The organism is Nocardia puris, from assembly GCF_036051655.1.
Lineage (GTDB): Bacteria > Actinomycetota > Actinomycetes > Mycobacteriales > Mycobacteriaceae > Nocardia > Nocardia puris.
Genome location: NZ_CP107943.1, coordinates 2,390,536 through 2,410,061, shown reverse-complemented (window position 1 = coordinate 2,410,061; position 19,526 = coordinate 2,390,536). Strand labels below are relative to the sequence as shown.

Annotated in this window: 18 protein-coding genes; 12 read left to right on the top strand and 6 right to left on the bottom strand. The window is 67.9% G+C overall.

Annotation, left to right across the window (positions count from 1 at the left end; genetic code table 11):
- The first annotated feature begins 29 nt into the window (after window positions 1–29).
- On the top strand, window positions 30–704 hold the full coding sequence (gene pnuC, locus OHB21_RS10785; protein WP_067505737.1) for a nicotinamide riboside transporter PnuC: 675 nt from the start codon (window positions 30–32) through the stop codon (window positions 702–704).
- Between the two features lie 146 nt (window positions 705–850).
- Here pnuC and ykgO read toward each other — a convergent pair whose 3' ends face one another.
- The gene (gene ykgO / locus OHB21_RS10780; RefSeq protein ID WP_067505734.1) at window positions 851–973 is read right to left on the bottom strand and encodes a type B 50S ribosomal protein L36; all 123 of its coding nucleotides are present in this window, start codon (window positions 971–973) and stop codon (window positions 851–853) included.
- Window positions 974–1,046: 73 nt separating this feature from the next.
- On the opposite strand from ykgO, the gene OHB21_RS10775 reads away from it, so the two are divergent.
- Together OHB21_RS10775 and OHB21_RS10770 are read left to right on the top strand one after the other, a co-directional pair.
- Window positions 1,047–2,060, top strand: coding sequence for a GTP-binding protein (locus OHB21_RS10775; protein ID WP_195124605.1), 1,014 nt, complete (start codon window positions 1,047–1,049; stop codon window positions 2,058–2,060).
- Window positions 2,061–2,379: 319 nt separating this feature from the next.
- Complete coding sequence (locus tag OHB21_RS10770) at window positions 2,380–3,570, top strand: Fic family protein (protein WP_067506373.1); 1,191 nt, start codon at window positions 2,380–2,382, stop codon at window positions 3,568–3,570.
- A gap of 34 nt (window positions 3,571–3,604) precedes the next feature.
- Here OHB21_RS10770 and OHB21_RS10765 read toward each other — a convergent pair whose 3' ends face one another.
- A complete protein-coding gene (locus OHB21_RS10765) occupies window positions 3,605–4,861 on the bottom strand; it encodes an ATP-binding protein (protein ID WP_195124604.1) in 1,257 nt (418 codons plus the stop codon).
- 68 nt (window positions 4,862–4,929) lie between these two features.
- On the opposite strand from OHB21_RS10765, the gene OHB21_RS10760 reads away from it, so the two are divergent.
- Together OHB21_RS10760 and OHB21_RS10755 are read left to right on the top strand one after the other, a co-directional pair.
- Window positions 4,930–5,103 (top strand): hypothetical protein, encoded by a 174-nt coding sequence (locus OHB21_RS10760; protein ID WP_195126395.1) that lies wholly within the window; start codon window positions 4,930–4,932, stop codon window positions 5,101–5,103.
- A 287-nt stretch (window positions 5,104–5,390) separates the two neighbouring features.
- Window positions 5,391–6,668: an MFS transporter gene (locus OHB21_RS10755; RefSeq protein WP_195124603.1), complete on the top strand. Its 1,278-nt coding sequence runs from the start codon at window positions 5,391–5,393 to the stop codon at window positions 6,666–6,668.
- Between the two features lie 30 nt (window positions 6,669–6,698).
- Here the strand turns inward: OHB21_RS10755 and OHB21_RS10750 are convergent, their stop codons facing one another.
- Window positions 6,699–7,364: a TetR/AcrR family transcriptional regulator gene (locus tag OHB21_RS10750; RefSeq protein ID WP_067505722.1), complete on the bottom strand. Its 666-nt coding sequence runs from the start codon at window positions 7,362–7,364 to the stop codon at window positions 6,699–6,701.
- Window positions 7,365–7,760: 396 nt separating this feature from the next.
- On the opposite strand from OHB21_RS10750, the gene OHB21_RS10745 reads away from it, so the two are divergent.
- Entirely contained in the window at window positions 7,761–8,693 is a 933-nt protein-coding gene (locus tag OHB21_RS10745; protein WP_232331669.1) for a hexose kinase, read from the top strand.
- 147 nt (window positions 8,694–8,840) lie between these two features.
- Here OHB21_RS10745 and OHB21_RS10740 read toward each other — a convergent pair whose 3' ends face one another.
- Together OHB21_RS10740 and OHB21_RS10735 are read right to left on the bottom strand one after the other, a co-directional pair.
- Entirely contained in the window at window positions 8,841–8,972 is a 132-nt protein-coding gene (locus OHB21_RS10740; RefSeq protein ID WP_228788984.1) for a DUF3349 domain-containing protein, read from the bottom strand.
- A 312-nt stretch (window positions 8,973–9,284) separates the two neighbouring features.
- Window positions 9,285–10,859: an ATP-dependent DNA ligase gene (locus OHB21_RS10735; RefSeq protein WP_195124602.1), complete on the bottom strand. Its 1,575-nt coding sequence runs from the start codon at window positions 10,857–10,859 to the stop codon at window positions 9,285–9,287.
- 92 nt (window positions 10,860–10,951) lie between these two features.
- On the opposite strand from OHB21_RS10735, the gene ramB reads away from it, so the two are divergent.
- A complete protein-coding gene (gene ramB / locus OHB21_RS10730) occupies window positions 10,952–12,358 on the top strand; it encodes an acetate metabolism transcriptional regulator RamB (RefSeq protein WP_067505713.1) in 1,407 nt (468 codons plus the stop codon).
- Window positions 12,359–12,422: 64 nt separating this feature from the next.
- On the opposite strand, the gene OHB21_RS10725 is transcribed toward ramB, so the two are convergent.
- Window positions 12,423–14,252 (bottom strand): acyl-CoA dehydrogenase, encoded by a 1,830-nt coding sequence (locus tag OHB21_RS10725; RefSeq protein WP_067505710.1) that lies wholly within the window; start codon window positions 14,250–14,252, stop codon window positions 12,423–12,425.
- A 384-nt stretch (window positions 14,253–14,636) separates the two neighbouring features.
- Here OHB21_RS10725 and urtA point away from each other — a divergent pair, with 384 nt between their 5' ends.
- The 5 genes from urtA to urtE all read left to right on the top strand — a co-directional run bounded on the left by urtA (window position 14,637) and on the right by urtE (window position 19,520).
- Window positions 14,637–15,908 carry an urea ABC transporter substrate-binding protein gene (gene urtA / locus OHB21_RS10720; protein WP_067505706.1) on the top strand — a complete coding sequence of 424 codons (1,272 nt, stop codon included), beginning with the start codon at window positions 14,637–14,639 and terminating at the stop codon, window positions 15,906–15,908.
- A 76-nt stretch (window positions 15,909–15,984) separates the two neighbouring features.
- Window positions 15,985–16,869 carry an urea ABC transporter permease subunit UrtB gene (gene urtB, locus OHB21_RS10715; protein WP_067505703.1) on the top strand — a complete coding sequence of 295 codons (885 nt, stop codon included), beginning with the start codon at window positions 15,985–15,987 and terminating at the stop codon, window positions 16,867–16,869.
- Window positions 16,866–18,011, top strand: a complete 1,146-nt coding sequence (urtC, locus tag OHB21_RS10710; protein ID WP_067505697.1) for an urea ABC transporter permease subunit UrtC — start codon at window positions 16,866–16,868, stop codon at window positions 18,009–18,011. The genes urtB and urtC overlap by 4 nt, the downstream gene beginning before the upstream one ends.
- Entirely contained in the window at window positions 18,008–18,844 is an 837-nt protein-coding gene (gene urtD, locus OHB21_RS10705) for an urea ABC transporter ATP-binding protein UrtD (protein ID WP_067505694.1), read from the top strand. The genes urtC and urtD overlap by 4 nt, the downstream gene beginning before the upstream one ends.
- Window positions 18,828–19,520, top strand: coding sequence for an urea ABC transporter ATP-binding subunit UrtE (gene urtE, locus OHB21_RS10700; protein WP_067505690.1), 693 nt, complete (start codon window positions 18,828–18,830; stop codon window positions 19,518–19,520). Before urtD ends, urtE begins: the two co-directional genes overlap by 17 nt.
- The last annotated feature ends 6 nt before the right edge of the window (window positions 19,521–19,526 follow it).

Here is a 19,526-nt window from a genome sequence, read left to right as displayed (position 1 = left end):
AATGGGCTGACTCGCCGGTTATACGGCAGGTGAATCCGTTGACCGCGCTGCTGGACGCCGAACTACACATCGCCGGCTCGCCCATTCTGTGGCGGGAGATCATCGGCAATGTGTTCGGTGTCGCCGCGGCGGTCGGGGGGATGCGGCGGCGGGTGTGGGCGTGGCCGGTCGGCATCGTGGGCAACGCGCTGCTGTTCACCGTGTTCGTCGGCGGCGTGTTCAACACCCCGCAGCAGTTGAACATGGCCGGTCAGGCCGGGCGCCAGCTCATGTTCATCGCGGTCAGCGTGTTCGGTTGGTACACCTGGTACCGGCACGCGCGGCGCGAGACCGGGCTCGAACATCGCGGCGTGACGCCGCGCTGGGCCACCACCCGCGAACGCTGGATGCTGGTGGCGGCCATGCTGATCGGCACCGCGCTGTTCGCCCAGCTCTTCGAGGTTATCGGCTCTTATGGTCCGTGGGCCGAAGCGTGGATCTTCACCGGGTCCGTGCTGGCGACTTACGGGATGGCGCGGGGGTGGGCGGAGTTCTGGTTGATCTGGATCGCCGTCGACATCGTCGGCGTGCCATTGCTGCTGGCTGCGGGTTACTACCCGTCCGCCGTGCTGTATCTCGTGTACGCGGGGTTCGTGTTGTGGGGATTCAGTGTGTGGGTGCGCACCATGCGAGGGGCGCGGGAGGTTGCGGTGGGCGTGCGCTGAGCACGCGGCAGCGCCACCACGCCGATGGCCGTCATGTCCGCGCCGTAGAGCTGCCGATCGGAGCAAGCCGCCCGTTGTGTGCGCTGGTCGCACGCTCGCGGTCGATAGCGCGGCCGAATGACAGTGCCACCCGGCCGCGCCCGCGCTCAGCCCTGACGGCCCTTGAACCGCGGGTTCTTCTTGTTGATGACGTAGAGCTTGCCGCGGCGCCGCACGATCTGCGCCCCGGGCTGCTTCTTCAACGACCGCAGCGACTTGCGGACCTTCATCCCAGCCTCCTTATGAAAACGATTGTCGTTATACTATAGGCTCGGTCGATCGGGTGGGTGATGGGAGGTTCGGGTGCGGCAGGTGGACGTGCTGGCGGTGATCGGGACGTGCGCGCCGGAGCGCGGGCACTACGCCTCCCGTCTCGCCGAGACGACGCGGCGGACGTTCGTGCCCGCGCACCGGCTCACGACGACATCCGATCCGGTCGAGCACGCCGCAACGCTGACCTCGTGGCCGTGCGAATCGGACGGCATCCTGATCGAGTTCCCCACCACCACACCGGCGACCGAAGTGATCGGCACGTTCTCCGGCGACGCGACGACGCTCACCGGCGTGGTGTGCGTCGCCGACGCCGCGCACCTGTTGGGAGATCTGCGGCGCGACAACAACATTCACGCCGCCGGGACGAGTCCGGAGCACGACACTCCGTACGCGAAACTCACCGTGACGCAACTCGAATACGCGTCGACGATCGTCCTCGTCAACTGGACGGCCCTCCCGACCGCGACCCTGTCGACGGTGATGGGGTTGGTCAGCCACCTGAGCCCGCGCGCACGGGTCCACCTGCACCAGGATCCGCCGGAACCATGGCGGCCCGGCGAGCCTTACACGATCGCGCAGGATCGTCCCGGCTGGATCGGACTACTCAACGACGACCACGCTCCGCGCCTGACCGACCCCGGCGTCAGCGCGTTCCGCTACGAAAACGCGCGCCCGCTGCACCCCGGCCGTCTCCAGCACCTGCTCGATCGCCTCGAATCCGGAACGTTCGGCACGGTCGTGCGCTCGGCCGGATTCTGCCGCCTCGCCACCCGCCCCCACACCGTCGCCCTGTGGGACCACGTCGGCCACATCATCTCCTTCGACCCGCTCACCCGAGACGACGAACTCACCGCCGACGACGATCTCCTCGCCCTCGGCCAAGACCTCGCCTTCATCGGCCTCGACCTCGACCCCACCGCCCTCACCACCGCCCTCGACGAAACAGCGCTCACCGACGCCGAATTCGCCGCCGGACCGCAGCACTGGACCCACTACCCCGACCCCTTCCCCGCCTGGATCACCGTGGACAACGGAGCCGACTGATCGGTCCTCGCGGCCCAACCCCCTCGCCCGCGCCCTACCTCACAAGGCTCGCGCCCGAAGATTCACCGCCGGATGTGCACTACCGCCCAGAACGCGCGTACCCGCCCGCCCCGGCGCGCGCCAAAAAACCGTTACCATCTGCGGTTTTCCATCTCATCGCCGTGGATCTGCCGATCCCAACGAGACACTGCCACCCGACTCGAGCCCTGTACGGTGCGCGACAAAACCTTTAACAAGCGATCCCTTACTGTACTTTCAACCCCTCAAAGTATAGTAAGGAATCGCATACTGTACTTTAGGCACTCGAGTGGAGGTTTCCGTGCATTGGCCCGCGCATCGAACGGAGACCCGCGCCTGGACCCCTCGACAGCGGCAGGGTTCCCGTGCCGATCGCACGCTGAAGTCGATCGACGTGGCGATCCCCCCAAGGATCGCGGCGTTCGACTACCAGGCGGCCGGCGCAGTCGCCCGCGCACACGAGGATGCTGTTATCGCGGTGGCGCGTCTGGAAGCGGGTTTCGGCGAACACCTCGCACCGCTCGCGGACTTTCTGTTGCGCAGCGAGTCGGTGGCGTCGTCGAAGATCGAGCACATCGACGCCGGCTGGCGCTCGTTCGGCCGGGCGATCGCCGGCGGCAAGGCGTCCGACGACGCTCGATCTCAATTGGCCGCGGTCCGCACATTGACCGCTCTGGTGCGCACTGCCGAAAGCGGCGCGGTGTCGCTCACGGCCATACTCGACGCACACCGATTGCTGATGCAGCCCGACTACTACGCGGCACGCGATTCGGGACAGCTGCGGGATGTCCAGAATTGGATCGGCGGTAGTGACTTCACCCCGCTCGACGCGCTGTTCATTCCGCCTCCCCCCGAAATGGTGCCCGAGTTGATGGACGACTTGCTCACCTTCGCGGCACGCAAAGACCTGCCGATCCTCGCGCAGGCCGCGATCGCACACGCGCAGTTCGAGTCGATCCATCCGTTCACCGACGGCAATGGACGCATCGGACGCGCCTTGATCAGCGCGATGCTGCGGTATCGCGGCCTGACTCGGCGCATCACGGTTCCCCTCGCGTCGGCGATGCTGGCCGACACGGGCCGCTACTTCGCGAAACTGAACAGTTACCGCTCAGGGCAGGTCGACGACCTGGTCGAATACGTGTCCGTCGCGACGATCCACGCGGCCGGTGCGGCGGAGGAATCCGCCCGCAATCTCGCATCCCTACCGGCACGTTGGCGAGAAATCGCACGTCCGCGGGCGAAATCCGCCGACGAAGCGCTACTCGCCAACCTGCTGGACACACCGATCCTCAATGTCGAAACCGCTCAACAAATCACCGGAACGACGGAAGCCAGCGTCTATCGCGCCATGGAGCGCCTCACCGACGCGGGAATCCTCGAGGTTCTTTCGGAGACCAAGCGGAACCGCATCTGGGCGGCGATCGACGTCATCGCCGAACTGGACACCCTCAGCGCCGCCATCGGCCGCCGCACTCTGAGTGGGGTGTAGAGGCCCGGCTACTCGACGCCGTACTCCACTCTGATCACTCCAACAGACCTTCCTGCCGCCCCGCTGTCCATAGCGCACTGATGGGGACGCAGGACAGCCGCTCGCCGAACGGGAGTTGCTGATCGCCGCAGTACAGCACGTATCCGGCATGGAATCGTTCACCAAGGCGGTCTTGCAGGATCCGGAGGGAGCGGAAGTCGTCGGTGCGAACTGTTTCGGCAGCCTTCACCTCGATCGCGACAACGCGTCCGGCACTGTCCTCGAGCACCGCGTCGACCTCGTAGCCGTCCCGGTCCCGGTAGTGGTAGAGCCTCGCCATCGTCTGACTCCAAGTCAGCTGACGCGTCAGTTCACCGAGCACGAAAGTTTCGACCAGTCCGCCGATAGCCGCGTCATTGGTGATGCCGGTGATCAGGTGCGCCGCGATGCCGGAATCGGTGAAAACAACCTTCGGCGTGGCGATTGCCCGAGTAGTCGCATTGGCTGACCAGGCCGGGATTCGCCTGATCAGATAGACGAGTTCCAGCAGATCGACGTAATCGCGAACCGTCGTGGCGGGAACTCCGAGATCGGAGGACAGACGAGAGATATTCAGGAGCCCACCGCTCTGCGCCGCCAGCGTCGCGATCAGACGCCGCATGTCGGTACTGCGCTTGATGTCCGCCACCTGGCTGATGTCACGACTCATCAGATCGTCGAGGTAGGACTGGAAGAACTGGGCACGGCGACGCGGATTCGTTCGGCGAATCGCCTCCGGGTACCCGCCGCGCGACACCGCCGCCAGATAGTCCCGGCGGCGCAGGTCCGACGGCGCGGTCAGCGGATCACCCGAGAAGGCGACATCTATGAAGCCGTCCGGGGCTCCGCGTATTTCACCTTGGGACAGCGGAAACAGTTCGATGGTCTCCGATCTCCCGGGCAGGGCATCAGGAAGTTCGCTGAGGCCGAGCAACCGCGCGGAGCCGGTGAGCAGAAACTGGCCCGGGAGTGGGTCACGATCCACCACGTACTTGATGGACAACCACAGCTCGGGAACCCGCTGGACTTCATCGATCAACATCGTTCCCCGTGCGTCCAGAAACGCGATGGGATCGGCCTCCGCCGCGGCCCGCGTCCGCGGATCGTCGAGATACCGCTTCACGGCGTTCGGACGATCGGTCAAACACCGTTCGGCGAGCGTGCTTTTACCCGTCTGACGTGCACCGTTGATGATCACAACCCGCGTATCCGCCAACGCCTCCTCGACAAGCGTGCCGGCACGCCGCGGTAGGTAGTCGATGGCTTCGCGCATACGACGATCATAGGTGGCAACCGTGGATCTGCCGACGGGTGCACCGTGGATCTGCCGATGAACCCGCCGTGGATCTGCCGACAGGTGCGCCGTGGATCTGCCGACGGCGGAACGACCTAACACCAGGTCTGGGCACGCTGCGCCGTGAAGGTGCGCTCGCATCCGTCGCGCACTTGGTGGCGAACCTCGGCAACCCGACCTCCTCCACCGCCACCGCCACCGAGCCGGTTCAGGTCGGCTGAACGCCGCGAACGTTGCGGGCGTGCGGCGCGGCGATGATGCCACCGCAACTCGAGCAGCTTCGCATCGCTCGGCGCGGATGCGGGTAGACGTCGTAAGCCTGGCATCTTCCTACGGGTTCGACGGCGGCGATGTTCGGAAAATTGCGACTCTCCGCGCGGAAAGGAACTCAGGAATTATCTGAACACGATCACTGGCTCGGGCTTCGAGATATGGGCATGCACGCCATGATCACGCGGCGCATCGCGGGCACACGCTATCGACCGCACGGCCCACCTAGGGTGGGCGGGTGCCCGTCGACACCGACATCACACCCACCCGCCTGCCGCGCGACTTCCACAAGCTGTGGGCGGCGCTGACGGTCAGTCAGGTCGGTAGTGCGCTCGGTACCGGGGCGCTGCCGCTGGTGGCGATCCTGGTGGTGCACGCGTCGGATTGGCAGGTGTCGTTGATGGCGGCGCTGTCGGGGGTCGCGGCGGCGGCGATCGCGCTGCCGCTTGGGTCGTTGATCGAGGTTCGCCGGAAGCGGCCGGTGATGATCCAGGCGTGTGTGGCGTCCTGCGTCGCCCTGGCCAGTGTGCCGGTGGCCGCGGCGTTGGGGGTGCTGAGTTACGCGCAGTTGTGCGGGGTCGCGATGGTGCAGACGTTGTGCGCGATGGTGTTCAACGCGGCCAACGGTGCGTACTTGAAATCCATTGTGGCCGAACCACTCCGGGTTCGGGCGAACAGCCGGGTGGAGACCACGTTCTGGACGGCGGCGACGGTGGGCGCGCCGCTGGGCGGGCTGTTGATCTCGCTGTTCGGCACCGCGATCACGATCACCCTCGATGCCGTGACGTATCTGCTGGCGGCGCTCGGAATCCGGGCCATCACCACACCGGAGACGGCATCGCAGCAGCCGAAAAGACCACGGCTCACCGACATCCGCGGCGGATGGGCCTACATCTTCGGTGAGCCGACGCTGAACCGATTGTTCTGGAACGCCATGCTCTTCGGCGGCTCACTCCTGCTCACCGGACCGCTCCTGGCCCTGCTCATGCTGCGTGAACTGGGTTTCGCGCCATGGCAATACGGCCTGGCGCTCGGGCTTCCGGCGGTGGGCGGGCTGATCGGGTCGCTGTGCGCCCCGAAGCTGGTCGCGGTGTTCGATCAGCGCACCGTGCTGCTCGGGTTCGGCACGCTGCGCACGCTCTGGCTCGGACTGCTGCTGCTCGCCGGGCCCGACGCGCTCGGGTTGATCGCGATCATCGCCGCCGAGACGCTGCTCCTGCTGTGCGCGGGAGTGTTCAACCCGGTCTTCACCACCGTCCGGATGAACCACACCGCCGACACGCATATGGCGCGCGTCGGCATGGCGTGGTCGATCAGCGCCAAGTGTTTTCAGCCCGCGTTCATCGCGCTCGGCGGTGTCATCGCGGCGGTGACCAGCGTGCGCACGGCGATCGCCTGCGCGGCCGTCGCGCTGGTGGCGAGTTCGGCGCTACTGCCTTGGCGACAGCGGGATTGCGGACGGGAGCAAAGCTCGCCGAGTAACCGGCGCCATCCGATCGCCGAGCGGTCTGAGTGAACCGCACGTCGCACCAGCGAATTTCGCGGTTCACCCCGCCGCGAGGCAGGAGTTGACCACGAAGGCGATCTCGGTGCAGATCTCGTCCAGCGACACTTCGGTGCCGGGCACCGTGGTGTGGACGAGTTCCTGGGCAAGGGAATCGACCGCGCCGATGACGGCGAGAGCGAAGAGGTCGAAGCGACGGGGATTGGTTTCGCCACGGGCGACGGCATTCTCGGCTTCGGTGACGATCAGAGACGAGATGCGCCTGCGTTGTTCGCGCCGCCACTCTTCGACTGCGGGGCTGACGCCGACCACCTCGACGTAACAGACGCGCGCCGAGCGCCGGTCCGCGCAGGTCACCTCGAGGTAGGCGCGGAACCCCTCGGTGACGCGTTCCGAGAGCGGCCGGTCGTGCACGTCGCGCAGGGCTTGGGCGGCGCGCTCGACCGCGCGCGTGGTAACGCGGTCGACCAACGCGATCAGCAAGGCCTCGCGACTGCCCATGTCCTCGTAGAAACTGCGGGTGGACACGTTCGCGACGGCGCACAGCCGCTCGATGGGGGTGGCCGCGTACCCCTGGCTGCCGAACAGTTCGAGCGCCGCGTCGATGAGACGGGTCCGGCGCTGCGCGACCCGCTGTTCCTTGGTGAGACCCCCGTAGTTGCGTCCGTCCGCCGATCCACTGCCGGATTCGCGATCGCGCCGTGCCACCCGGCCAATGCTACCGCGCGGCAACGCGTCCGGCTCGGCGACGAGTACGCGATCGATCCCGCCCAGACGGCGCGGCCTGCCGTCGAAAGCACCCCAGGGACGGGTACTGGCGAGTACTCGCGACGGGTTCCGGCAACCGCTCTGCCAACTCCGCCTCGGCCGGAATCACGAGGTCGGGCCGACGAACACGACGGCGCGTCCACCCGCCTCCGCACCACTGCGGCAAGATAGATTTCCGAATACGGCGGTCACGTCGGCCTCTCGAAAGTGGCATGCTGCACAGATGCCTCGGACGACCGCCCGACGAACAGTCCGTTACCGCCGGTAACTACGCTGCGGTGATGGAACTCCGACCGACCGAGGGGGGCGTGTGCGCCGGGTAACCAGACTTGGACAGTGGTTGATGTGATCCTCACGGTGACAATGAATCCCGCCTACGACATGACCTATCGTGTCGAGCGGTTCGAACGCGGGCAGGCGCACCGGGTGCGCTCGGTCGAGCAGCGCATCGGCGGCAAGGGCATCAACGTCACCCGGGTGCTCAATCAACTCGGCAAATACGCCAGGGCCACCGGCTTCTCCGATCACGCGTTCGCGGCCGCCGCCGAACTCGAACTGCCCGTCGACTTCGTGCACGCGCTGCCGTGGGTGCGCCGCACGGTGGTGATCAGCGAGTCCGAGGACGGCACCGCGACCGCGCTGTGGGAGCCGGGCGCGCGCGTATCCAACCCGCACGCCGCCGAACAGCTCGCCATCCGCGTGTCGGGGCTGCTGCCCGATATCAACGGGCTGGTCATCGCGGGCTCACTGCCCGGCGGCGTCGATCCCGCGCTGCCCGCCGTGCTGGCCAGCACCGCCGTGGAGGCGGGCGTGCCGACCATCTGCGACGTGGACGGCGAGGCGCTGCGGCTGGCCGCGGGTGTCCCCGGCGTGGTGCTGATGCCCAACACCGCCGAACTGGTCCGGCTCACCGACCGCACGCCGACGACGCCCGCCGAAGTGGTGGCGGCCGCGCGACCGCTGGTGGATCGCGGCGTGGGCGCGATCATCGCCACGCGCGGCGCGCACGGCATGATCGCGGTGACCGGCAAGGGCGCCTGGTCGGCGACGCTGCCCGAGCCGCTGGCCGGAAACCCCACGGGCGCGGGCGATTCCGCCGCCGCCGCGGTGATCGCGGCGCTCTCCGAACGCACGGAACCGGAGTGGCCCGCGATCCTGGCCGACGCGGTCGCCACCTCGGCCGCCGCCGTCGTCATCCCGGTGGCCGGCGAGATCGACCGCACGTTGCGCGACCGTCTCGCACCGACCGTGCTGGTGGAGGAACTCTGACCCGGCGACCGGTCGGCGACCGCATCGGGGCGGGTCCGTGTCCCGGGCGGCCGTGTTATCCGCCCGCAGGTGGCCGCTGGCCCAACGTCGCGGCGGCACGCACGTCGTGAACGGCGCTCCCGGGCGGCCACCGATCACCCGCTCGGCTCACTCCGAGTCCGGATCGCCCGGCGGCAGCTCATCGGCCAGCGTCCAGCCCGCGGCCTCCAACTGCGCCGCGACGCGCTCGACGTCGGTGGGGTCGGGTTCCTCCTTGGCGAGGATTAGTTCGACGGTCACTCCCCCGCCTCTCCGCGTCTTTTCGCCGGTCGTAAGTGGCAATCGTCCATCGCGCCGGGCCGGCGGTCGGCGAAGTGGCCGGGTCTTGGACGTTCCCGGTGAGTTACCGGTGTGCTCACCCGCCTCTCCGCGTCTTTTCGCCGGTCGTGGGGTGCGGGAGAGTTCCCAGCCGGGCCGGAGATCGGCGGGCGGTCGGGTTCTGAGCGTTCCCGGTGAGTTACCCATGTGCCAACGAAATCATGGGGAGACTCCGGCAAGACAATTCGCCCCCGGAAGACAAGGCGGAACCTGCCTGGAGGCCGGGTCTGCGGCTCAGGCGTCCGAGGGTTCGGGGGAGGGTTTGCCGGGGAGCAACGCGCGGACTGTGTCGATGGTGTCGGCTTGCGATGGTTCCTTGTCGGGGCGGTAGCGGACTACGCGGGCGAAGCGGAGGGCGACCCCGCCCGGGTAGCGGGTGCTGACCTGCACGCCGTCGAGGGCGATCTCGACGACGAGTTCGGGCCACAGGTAGACGGTGTGTTCGTCGCGGGCGCGTTCGTGGCGCGGGAACTCGGCGGTCTGCCAGTGCAGGAGGGCGTCGGTGAGGCCCTTGAAGGTCTTGCCGACCATCACGTTGTCGCCGGTGCGCGGGTCGCGGGCGCCGAGGTGCAGGTTGGAGAGATAGCCGGTGCGGCGACCGTAGCCCCATTCCGCGCCGAGCACGATGAGGTCGAGGGTGTGGGTGGGCTTGATCTTCTGCCAGGCCCGGCCACGCCGGCCCGCCGCGTACGGCGCCGACAGCGATTTCACCATCACGCCCTCGTGCCCGGCCGCCAGCGCGCCGTCGAAGTACTCGGCGGCCGCCTCCTCGTCGGGGCGCAGCAGCGCGGGGATGGCGTGCTCGCCCGCGACCTGGAGCAGCGCGGCGCGGCGTTCGGCGAGCGGCGCGTCGAGCAGATCGCGGCCGTCCAGGTGCAGACAGTCGAAGAAGTACGGGTGCAGCAGCAGTTCCCGGGTCGAATTCACCCGCGGCACCGCCGATTCCACGCTCGGGTCGGCGGTGGCGAAGCGGCTCATGGTCTCCTGGAACGGGCGTGGGCGGCCCGCGTCGGTGAGCGCGAGGGTCTCGCCGTCGAGCACCACGCTGGTGCAGCGCAACCCCTGGACCAGGTGGACCAGTTCGGGCACGCCCGAGGTGATATCGCGCAGGGTCCTGGTGAACACCTTCACCTCCGCACCGTCGCGGTGCACCTGGATGCGCGCGCCGTCGAGTTTGTGCTCCACGCTGACGTCCCCGCCGAACTCCGACAGCGTCTCGTCCAGCGCGCCGCCGGGCGCGGCCAGCATCGGCTGGATCGGCCTGCCCACCTCCAGCCGGAACGCGGTCAGCGCGTCGACCCCGCCACCGAGCGCCGCCTGCGCCGTGACGGGCAGCGCGCCCGAGAGCATGTAGGCGCGGCGCACCAGATCGACCGGTACATCGGCCGCCACCGCGACCGATTCGGCGACCAGCGCGGTGAGCGCACCCTGGCGCAGTTCCCCGCCGAGCAACCGCACCAGGAAGGACTGCTCCTCGGCGGTGGCCGCGCCCCACAGCGCGCCGAGCAACTGTTTGCGGCGCTCCCCCGACCCGCGCCCGGCGATCGCCCCCAGCTCGGTGAACGCCTCGTCCACGTCGGTGACGGTGAGCGTGGCGGCGGTGGCCGGTGTGCCGTCGAGCGCGGCCAGGGTGCGCCACCCGGTGCCCACGCGCCCCTGCCGCAGCTCGCCGGAGAGCCAGGCGACCACGGGCGCGATCTCCCCCGGTTCGGCCGCGCCGAGCAGCGCGGCGATGGCCGCGATCTTCGTCTTCCGGGACCGGGTGGCGCGCACGGTCTCCGAGGTCAGCACCACATCCGCGAACAACACCCCTCGACGGTAGCGCCTGGCTGTGACATACAGCTCAGCTCTGTTGCTAATTTCGCTTGGCACCGCTGCGAATACCGCCATAAGCTGGACACATGGCCAAGACTTACGTCGGGGCGCGGCTTCGCCAGCTGCGCACCGAACGGGGGCTGAGCCAGGTCTCGCTGGCGCAGAAGCTGGAGATCTCGGCCAGCTACCTGAACCAGATCGAGCACGACGTGCGCCCGCTCACCGTGCCGGTGCTGCTGAAGATCAGCGAGGTCTTCGGCGTCGACGCGACGTTCTTCTCCTCCGCCGACGACACCCGGCTCATCGCCGAACTCCAAGAGGTCGTGATGGACCAGGAGCTCGGCATCGAGGCCGACACCCAGGAGATCGCCGAGATGGTCTCCGCGCATCCGAGCATGGCCCGCGCGCTGGTCGCCATGCACAACCGCTACCGCAACACCAGTGCCCAGCTCGCCGCCGCCACCGAGGACCGCTTCGCCGACGGCGCGGGCAGCGCCACCATCAGCAAACCGCACGAAGAGGTGCGCGACTACTTCTATCAGCGGCAGAACTACATCCACGAACTCGACACCGCCGCCGAGGATCTCACCGCCCGCATCCGCTTCCACGGCGGCGACGTGCCGTCGGAGATCGCGCGGCGGCTGCGCTCGCACGACGTGCGCATCGTCGAGCGCATCGATCTCGGCGAGGGCGTGCTGCACCGCTACGACCCCGACAACCGGGTGCTCGAGATCGCCCCGCACCTGTCCGGCGGGCAGCGCACCTTCAAACTGGCCGCCGAACTCGCTTACCTGGAATGCGCCGATCTGCTCGAAAAGCTGGTGGCGGAGGGCAATTTCGCCTCCGAGGACGCGCGCAAGCTGGCGATGCTCGGCCTGGCGAACTACTTCGCGGCGGCGATGGTGTTGCCCTACACGCACTTCCACGAGGTGGCCGAGGACTTCCGCTACGACATCGAGCGGCTCTCGGCGTTCTTCACCCAGAGTTACGAGACCATCTGCCACCGGCTCTCGACCTTGCAGCGGCCGAAACTGCGCGGGGTGCCGTTCTCGTTCGTGCGGGTGGACCGGGCCGGGAACATGTCGAAACGCCAGTCCGCCACCGGTTTCCACTTCTCCTCCAGCGGCGGCACTTGCCCGCTGTGGAACGTGTACGAGACGTTCGCCTACCCGGGCAAGATCATGACGCAGATCGCCCAGATGCCCGATGGCCGCAAGTACCTGTGGGTGGCGCGCACCGTGGAGCGCCGCGCCACCCGGTTCGGCCAGCCCAGCAAGACCTTCGCCATCGGCCTCGGCTGCGAACTGCGCCACGCGGGCCGCGTCGTCTACGCCGACGGCATCGATCTGGACCAGGTGCAGGCCACCCCGATCGGTGCGGGCTGCCGGGTGTGCGAACGCGCCAACTGCCCGCAGCGGGCGTTCCCGCCGCTGGGCAAGGTGCTCGATATCAGCGAGCACCGCAGTTCGGTCTCGCCGTACGTGCTGAAGTAGGCGAACGCCAGGGCTACGCCGCTCGGCGAATCTGTCGCGCGACAACGGATCCGCCGCCGCGCGCTCAGAACGCCGCTTCGTCCAGTTCCATGATGTCGTTGTCGATCGCGGCGAGCACGGCGCGGGTGGCGGAGAGCCCCGGCAGCACGTTCTTCACGAAGAAGCTCGCCGTCGCCACCTTGCCCTCGTAGAACGGCCGGTCCTTCTCGGCCGCGTCACCGGCCAGCGCGGCGGCCGCGATCTCGGCCTGCCGCAATAACTGCCAGCCGATGATCAGGTCGCCGACGGCGAGCAGGTAGCGCACCGAACCCAGCCCCACTTTGTACAGCTCGGCGGGTTCGGCCTGGGCGCCCATGGCGTAACCGCTGAGCGTGGCGGTCATGGCGCGTACGTCGTCGAGGGCGGTGCGCAGCAGCGCGCGTTCCCGGTCGAATCGCCCGCTCTCGCCGTCGAGGAACGCGCTGATCCGTCCGTCGACGTGCGCGAGCGCTACGCCCTTGTCGCGCAGGATCTTCCGGAAGAAGAAGTCCTGCGCCTGGATGGCGGTGGTGCCCTCGTAGAGCGAGTCGATCTTGGCGTCGCGGATGTACTGCTCGATCGGATAGTCCTGGAGATACCCGGAACCGCCGAGGGTTTGCAGGGATTCGGTGAGGTACTGGTAGGCGCGTTCGGAGCCGACGCCCTTGACGATGGGCAGCAGCAGATCGTCCACGCGGTGCGCCAGATCGGCATCGGCACCCGAAACGAGCTGCGCCACATCGACATTCTGATGCGCGGCGGTGTACAGATACACCGCGCGCAACCCCTCGGCGTACGCCTTCTGCATCGCGAGGCTGCGGCGCACATCGGGATGGTGGGTGATGGTGACGCGCGGAGCCTCCTTGTCGGTCATCCGCGTGAGATCCGCGCCCTGCACCCGCTCCTTGGCGTAGGCCAGGGCGTTCAGGTAGCCGGTGGACAGCGTGCCCGAGGACTTGACGCCCACCATCATGCGCGCGTTCTCGATCACCTGGAACATCTGCGCGATGCCGTCGTGCACATCGCCGACCAGCCAGCCCTTGGCGGGCGTGCCGTTCAGGCCGAAGGACAATTCGCAGGTGGGCGAGGATTTCAGGCCCATCTTGTGCTCGACGCCGGTGACGTACACGCCGTTGCGCTCGCCGAGGGCGAGGGTGTCGTGGTCGAACAGGAACTTGGGCACGTAGAACAGCGACAGGCCCTTGGTGCCCGGCCCCGCGCCCTCGGGACGGGCCAGCACCAGATGGAAGACGTTCTCCGCCGTGTCGCCGACGTCGCCGCCGGAGATGAACCGCTTGACGCCCTCGATGTGCCAGGAGCCGTCCTCCTGCCGGATCGCCTTGGTGCGCCCGGCGCCCACGTCGGACCCGGCGTCGGGTTCGGTGAGCACCATGGTGCCCTGCCAGCCCTTCTCGTAACCCACCGTGGCCCAATGCTTCTGCTGATCGGTGCCCACGGTGTAGAGCACCGCGCCCATCACCGTGCCCATGCTGAAGAAGCTGGCGCTGGGGTTGGCGCAGGTGATCATCTCGTTCACCGCCCACACCAGCGCGGCGGGCGCGGGCGTGCCGCCCATTCCCTCCGGCATCCCCAGCCGCCCCCAGTCGGCCTCGCGCACGGCCTGGATCGTCTTGCGCAGCGGTTCGGGCACGGTGATGTCGAAGGTCTCGGGCCGGAACACCACGGGATCGCGGTCGGCGGCGGCGAAGGACTCCGCGATGGGCCCCTCGGCCAACCGCCGCACCTCGGCCAGGATCTCCCGGACGGTGTCGCCGTCGAGATCGCCGTAGGCGCCGGAATCGAGCAGCTTGTCCAGTTCGAGCACCTCGAAGAGGTTGAACTCGATATCGCGCAGATTCGCCTGGTAATGCCCCACCTGGTCCTCCTGAGACTCAGGCCGCGGACCCCGCCGCGGTGTTCGGGTGTGCGGACGCTCCTTCGATCCGAAGCGTGCCGCACCCGCGAGACGCTACGCAACCGTAGCCACGCGGCGCCGGGTCCCCAGGTGGCACCGGCGGGCGGTGTGATCCTCACAACCGTTCACCCTCCGGTAGCCGGGAAGTTTTCACACCGCCGAAACATCGGCAACGGAGTCGTCATCGAGAGATATTCCGGCGCAACAACTCCTGTCTAGTGTTCCCACCACGAATACAGGCGCTGTATACGTCCCCGTCTACAGCCATGACCGGGACAAACGCGTGTGTTCGGTGCGGCGCAGCCAGTGCCGCGCACATCAGATGAAGTGAGAGGGAACTTCCCGATGTCCGAACCCCGTGCCGCCCGGCGGCATCGCCCCCGGCTGACCAAAGCACTGGCCGCCCCGACCGCGCTGGCGCTCGCCGGCCTGTTGCTGACCGCCTGCGGAGCCAGGGACGACGCCGAGCCCGGCGCCGCCGCGGCCTCCTGCGTCGACACCTCCTCCGACACCATCAAGGTCGGCTCGCTGCACTCGATGTCGGGCACCATGGCCATCTCCGAGGTCACCGTCGCCAACTCGGTGAAGATGGCCGTCAACGAGATCAACGCCGCAGGCGGCGTGCTGGGCAAGCAGATCCAGCTCGTGCTCGAGGACGGCGCCTCCGACCCGAAGACCTTCGCCGAGAAGGCCGAGAAACTGATCAGCTCCGACTGCGTCGCCGCGGTGTTCGGCGGCTGGACCTCCTCGAGCCGCAAGGCCATGAAGCCGAAGTTCGAGAGCCTCAACTCGCTGCTGTACTACCCCGTCCAGTACGAGGGCCTCGAGGACAGCAAGAACATCTTCTACACCGGCGCCACCACCAACCAGCAGATCGTCCCCGCCCTGGACTACCTCAAGGAGCAGGGCGTCACCTCGCTGTACCTGGTCGGCTCGGACTACGTGTTCCCGCAGACCGCCAACCGCGAGATCAAGGCGTACGCCGCCGCCAACGGCATCGAGATCAAGGGCGAGGACTACACCCCGCTGGGCTCGACCGACTTCTCCACCATCGTCAACAAGGTCCGCAGCGCGGGCGCGGGCGCGGTGTTCAACACCCTCAACGGTGACTCCAACGTGGCGTTCTTCCGCGAGTACACCAACGCGGGCCTGACCGCCCAGCAGATGCCGGTCATCTCGGTGTCCATCGCCGAGGAGGAGGTCGCGGGCATCGGCGCGCAGAACATCGCGGGCCAGCTCACCGCCTGGAACTACTACCAGACGCTGGACACCCCGGCGAACAAGACGTTCGTGGACGCCTACAAGGCCGCCTACGGCGCCGACAAGCCGACCTCGGACCCGATGGAGGCCGCCTACGCCTCGGTCTACCTGTGGAAGGCCACCGTGGAGAAGGCCAACTCCTTCGCCACCGCCGACATCCAGGCCGCGGCCGACGGCGTGAGCTTCGACGCCCCCGAGGGCAAGGTCACCATCGACGGCTCCAACCACCACATCACCAAGACCGCGCGCATCGGTGAGATCCGCCCCGACGGCCTCATCTACACGGTCTGGGAGTCCGAGGGCCCCATCGATCCGGACCCGTACCTGAAGTCCTACCCGTGGGCCGAGGGCCTGTAAATCCATCGTTTCCCGATGCGGTGCGCTCGGCTGTCCCGGGCGCACCGCATCGGCCCGACATCGGAGGAGTCCTGACGTGGACGTACTGGTCGGCCAGCTCTTCACGGGGCTGAGCCTGGGGTCCATCCTGTTGCTCGCCGCGCTCGGTCTCGCCCTGACCTTCGGTCAGATGGGCGTGATCAACATGGCGCACGGCGAGTTCATCATGGCCGGTTGTTACACCACCTACGTTGTGCAGCAGGTGATCTCCTCGGCAGGGGTGTCGCTGATCGTCTCGCTGTTCGTCGGATTCCTCGTCGGCGGCGCGCTGGGCGCGGCGCTGGAGATGGGCCTGATCCGCTGGATGTACGACCGTCCGCTGGACACGCTGCTCGTCACGTTCGGCGTGGGCCTGGTGCTCCAGCAGTTGGCGCGCGACATCTTCGGGGCGCCCGCCAAGAACGTCATCGCGCCGGAATGGCTCAGCGGCGGCGTGACCATCCTGGGCGCCGTGGTGCCCAAGACCCGCATCTTCATCCTGGTGCTGGCCGTCGTCGCGGTGACCGCGCTGGCGATCGCGCTCAAGACCACCCCGCTGGGCCGGCGCATCCGCGCGGTCGTGCAGAACCGCGGGCTGGCCGAAACCAGCGGCGTCTCCAGCCGTTTCACCGATATCAGCACCTTCTTCATCGGCTCGGGCCTGGCGGGCGTGGCGGGCGTCGCGCTCACGCTGATCGGCTCGACCAGCCCGACCATCGGGCAGAGCTACCTGATCGACGCGTTCCTGGTGGTCGTGATCGGCGGCCTCGGCCAGATCAAGGGCACGGTGATCGCCGCGTTCGCGCTCGGGCTGCTCAACTCGTTCATCGAGTACTCGACCACCGCGTCCATCGCGAAGGTGATCGTGTTCGTCCTCATCGTCATCTTCCTGCAGGTCCGTCCGCAGGGCCTGTTCACCGTCCGCACAAGGAGTTTGGCATGACCTCGTTGACGCAACGGTGGCGTGAGCACTCCTCGGCCACCGCGTGGGCCGGATTCGGCGTCGCCGCGATCCTGCTGTTCGCGGTCGCGCCCGCGGTGCTCAGCGACTTCCGGTTGAACCTGCTGGCGAAGTTCCTCTGTTTCGCGATCGTGGCCGTCGGCATCGGATTGGCTTGGGGCCGTGGCGGAATGCTCACCCTGGGCCAGGGCGTGTTCTTCGGCCTCGGCGCCTACATCATGGCCATGCACATGCAGATGGCCGACGCCGCGCGCCTGGGCCAGGACCTGCCCGACTTCATGCAGATCGCGGGCATTCGCGAATTGCCCACGATCTGGCAGCCTTTCGCCTCCGCGCCGGTCACCATCCTGGCCATCCTGGTGGTGCCCGCGCTGATCGCGGCCGTGCTCGGCTACGGCGTGTTCAAGCGCCGCGTCAAGGGCGCGTACTTCGCGATCCTGAGCCAGGCGCTGGCCGCGGCCATGGCCATCCTGCTCACCGGTCAGCAGGCGCTCGGCGGGTTCACCGGGCTCTCGGACTTCCGGGCGTTCTTCGGATTCCGGCTCTCCGATCCGGCGAACCGGCAGATGCTGTTCTTCATCGCGGCGGGCACCCTGCTCGTGGTGGTGGCCATCGCGCGCCAGCTCATGCACAGCCGCTACGGCGAACTGCTCGTCGCGGTGCGCGATCAGGAGGAGCGCGTGCGCTTCCTCGGCTACGACCCGGCCAACGTCAAGATCGTCGCCTACGTGGTGGCCGCGTTCTTCGCGGGCATCGCCGGCGCGCTGTTCACTCCGATCGTCGGCATCATCTCCCCCGCCGACATCGGCGTGGTGCCCTCCATCGCGTTCCTGATCGGCGTGGCCATCGGCGGACGCACCACGCTGCTGGGCCCGGTGCTCGGCGCGATCGGCGTGGCCTGGGCGCAGACCACGTTCTCCGAACAGTTCCCGTCGGGATGGACCTACCTGCAAGGCATCCTGTTCATCGTCGTCGTGGGCTTCATCCCCGCGGGCCTGGCCGGGCTGTGGCCCGCGCTGAAAGGCTTGCTGGACAGTAGATTCCGCCGTTCGCCGAAATCTCCGCCCAGCGCGCCGGTCGAGGTCCAGGAAGCCGTCACCGAGGAGAAGGTGGAATCGCGATGACCGCACCGAGTCACGATCCGAAGCCCGGCGGCAATGCCGGTATGGACAGCGAATACCTCGAAATCCGCGGGCTCTCGGTGAGTTTCGACGGGTTCAAGGCGGTGAGCGACGTCGACATCACCGTGCTGCAAGGCGATCTGCGCTTCCTGATCGGCCCCAACGGCGCGGGCAAGACCACGCTCATCGACGCCATCACCGGCCTGGTGCCCGCGAGCGGGTCGGCGACCAAATCCGGCACCGAACTGCTCGGCAAGAAGGTGCATCAGATCGCGCGCCTCGGCGTGGGCCGGACCTTCCAGACCGCCAGCGTCTTCGAGCAATTGAGCGTGCTGCAGAACCTCGACATCGCCGCGGGCGCGGGCCGCTCGCCGCTCACCCTGCTGCGGCGGCGCAAGTCGGTGCTGCCGAGTATCGAAGAGGCACTGGAGATCACCGGGCTCGGCGCGCTGCGCGACAAGCCCGCGGGCGTCCTGGCGCACGGCCAGAAGCAGTGGCTCGAGATCGGCATGCTGCTGGTGCAGAACGCGTCGGTGCTGCTGCTCGACGAGCCCGTCGCGGGCATGAGCGCCGAGGAGCGCGAGGAGACCGGAAACCTGTTGCGCCGCATCGGCGGTGAGCGCGTCGTGGTGGTGGTCGAGCACGACATGGAGTTCATGCGCGCGTTCGCCACCTCGGTCACGGTGCTCGCGGGCGGCAAGGTGCTCAGCGAGGGCACGGTCGAACAGGTGCAGGCCGATCCGAAGGTGCAGGAGGTCTACCTCGGCACGGCGGCGGCCATCGGCACCGAACTGGAAGACGAGACCAAGGAGTCCGCCGATGCTCGAACTCACTGACGTCCATTCGGGGTACGGCCGTACCGAGGTGGTGCACGGCGTCTCGCTCACCGTCCCCGACGACAGCGTGGTCGCCATCATGGGCCACAACGGCGCGGGCAAGACCACCCTGCTGCGCACCGCCGTCGGGCTGCTCGGCGTGAAATCCGGCCGGATCCACTTCGACGGTGAGGATGTCACGAAGTACTCGCCGTCCAAACGGGTCAAGCGCGGCATCGGGTACGTGCCGCAGGGCCAGCAGAGTTTCCCCCAGCTCACCACCGCCGAGAACCTCCAGGTGGTGGCCGACGGCCGCAAGCGCGGCAAGGCGCTGATCGACGAATCGCTCGACCTGTTCCCCGCGCTGCGAGAACTGCTGGGGCGCAAGGCCGGTCTGCTCTCGGGTGGTCAGCGCCAGCAGCTGGCGATCGCGCGGGCGCTGATCACCGAACCCAAACTGCTGATCCTGGACGAACCCACCGAGGGCATCCAGCCGTCGGTGGTGGCCGAAATCGAGCGCACCATCATCGATCTCACCAAACGCGGCGGGCTGAGCGTGCTGCTGGTGGAACAGCACATCGGCTTCGCCCTGCAAGCGGCACAGCGCTATTACGTGCTCGAGTCCGGGCGCGTGACCTCGACCGGGGAGGGCGGCGCGGAGGCGGCGAGCGCGGTCCGCTCGGCCATGGCGATCTGAGCGTCA